The following is a 2,546-nucleotide window of genomic DNA, read 5'->3' on the forward strand; positions in this document are numbered from 1 at the left end:
CTTTTGGGGGTTCGTGGTGTTTCTCTTCTTTTACGGAGAGTTTGATCCTGGCTCAGGACGAACGCTGGCGGCGTGCCTAATACATGCAAGTCGAGCGGACAGATGGGAGCTTGCTCCCTGATGTTAGCGGCGGACGGGTGAGTAACACGTGGGTAACCTGCCTGTAAGACTGGGATAACTCCGGGAAACCGGGGCTAATACCGGATGGTTGTTTGAACCGCATGGTTCAAACATAAAAGGTGGCTTCGGCTACCACTTACAGATGGACCCGCGGCGCATTAGCTAGTTGGTGAGGTAACGGCTCACCAAGGCAACGATGCGTAGCCGACCTGAGAGGGTGATCGGCCACACTGGGACTGAGACACGGCCCAGACTCCTACGGGAGGCAGCAGTAGGGAATCTTCCGCAATGGACGAAAGTCTGACGGAGCAACGCCGCGTGAGTGATGAAGGTTTTCGGATCGTAAAGCTCTGTTGTTAGGGAAGAACAAGTACCGTTCGAATAGGGCGGTACCTTGACGGTACCTAACCAGAAAGCCACGGCTAACTACGTGCCAGCAGCCGCGGTAATACGTAGGTGGCAAGCGTTGTCCGGAATTATTGGGCGTAAAGGGCTCGCAGGCGGTTTCTTAAGTCTGATGTGAAAGCCCCCGGCTCAACCGGGGAGGGTCATTGGAAACTGGGGAACTTGAGTGCAGAAGAGGAGAGTGGAATTCCACGTGTAGCGGTGAAATGCGTAGAGATATGGAGGAACACCAGTGGCGAAGGCGACTTTCTGGTCTGTAACTGACACTGAGGAGCGAAAGCGTGGGGAGCGAACAGGATTAGATACCCTGGTAGTCCACGCCGTAAACGATGAGTGCTAAGTGTTAGGGGGTTTCCGCCCCTTAGTGCTGCAGCTAACGCATTAAGCACTCCGCCTGGGGAGTACGGCCGCAAGGCTGAAACTCAAAGGAATTGACGGGGGCCCGCACAAGCGGTGGAGCATGTGGTTTAATTCGAAGCAACGCGAAGAACCTTACCAGGTCTTGACATCCTCTGACAACCCTAGAGATAGGGCTTCCCCTTCGGGGGCAGAGTGACAGGTGGTGCATGGTTGTCGTCAGCTCGTGTCGTGAGATGTTGGGTTAAGTCCCGCAACGAGCGCAACCCTTGATCTTAGTTGCCAGCATTCAGTTGGGCACTCTAAGGTGACTGCCGGTGACAAACCGGAGGAAGGTGGGGATGACGTCAAATCATCATGCCCCTTATGACCTGGGCTACACACGTGCTACAATGGACGGTACAAAGAGCTGCAAGACCGCGAGGTGGAGCTAATCTCATAAAACCGTTCTCAGTTCGGATTGTAGGCTGCAACTCGACTGCGTGAAGCTGGAATCGCTAGTAATCGCGGATCAGCATGCCGCGGTGAATACGTTCCCGGGCCTTGTACACACCGCCCGTCACACCACGAGAGTTTGTAACACCCGAAGTCGGTGGGGTAACCTTTTTGGAGCCAGCCGCCTAAGGTGGGACAGATGATTGGGGTGAAGTCGTAACAAGGTAGCCGTATCGGAAGGTGCGGCTGGATCACCTCCTTTCTATGGAGAATTGATGAACGCTGTTCATCAATATAAGTTTCCGTGTTTCGTTTTGTTCAGTTTTGAGAGAACTATCTCTCATATATAAATGTATGTTCTTTGAAAACTAGATAACAGTGTAGCTCATATTTTTTTAATTTTAGTTTGGTTAAGTTAGAAAGGGCGCACGGTGGATGCCTTGACACTAGGAGTCGATGAAGGACGGGACTAACGCCGATATGCTTCGGGGAGCTGTAAGTAAGCTTTGATCCGAAGATTTCCGAATGGGGAAACCCACCATACGTAATGGTATGGTATCCTTACCTGAATACATAGGGTAAGGAAGACAGACCCAGGGAACTGAAACATCTAAGTACCTGGAGGAAGAGAAAGCAAATGCGATTTCCTGAGTAGCGGCGAGCGAAACGGAACATAGCCCAAACCAAGAGGCTTGCCTCTTGGGGTTGTAGGACATTCTATACGGAGTTACAAAGGAACGAGGTAGACGAAGCGACCTGGAAAGGTCCGTCGTAGAGGGTAACAACCCCGTAGTCGAAACTTCGTTCTCTCCTGAGTGGATCCTGAGTACGGCGGAACACGTGAAATTCCGTCGGAATCCGGGAGGACCATCTCCCAAGGCTAAATACTCCCTAGTGACCGATAGTGAACCAGTACCGTGAGGGAAAGGTGAAAAGCACCCCGGAAGGGGAGTGAAAGAGATCCTGAAACCGTGTGCCTACAAATAGTCAGAGCCCGTTAATGGGTGATGGCGTGCCTTTTGTAGAATGAACCGGCGAGTTACGATCCCGTGCGAGGTTAAGCTGAAGAGGCGGAGCCGCAGCGAAAGCGAGTCTGAATAGGGCGTTTAGTACGTGGTCGTAGACCCGAAACCAGGTGATCTACCCATGTCCAGGGTGAAGTTCAGGTAACACTGAATGGAGGCCCGAACCCACGCACGTTGAAAAGTGCGGGGATGAGGTGTGGGTAG

Annotated in this window: 2 rRNA genes; both read left to right on the top strand. The window is 52.4% G+C overall.

The window, feature by feature from the left end:
• Window positions 1-29 precede the first annotated feature (29 nt).
• Window positions 30-1,579: ribosomal RNA gene (locus ACFQ8Y_RS22610) — 16S ribosomal RNA — on the top strand.
• Between the two features lie 146 nt (window positions 1,580-1,725).
• Window positions 1,726-2,546, top strand: a 23S ribosomal RNA gene (locus ACFQ8Y_RS22615); the annotation flags it as partial.

It is taken from the genome of Isoptericola sp. NPDC056605, from assembly GCF_042792795.1.
In the GTDB taxonomy this organism is placed as follows: domain Bacteria; phylum Actinomycetota; class Actinomycetes; order Actinomycetales; family Cellulomonadaceae; genus Isoptericola.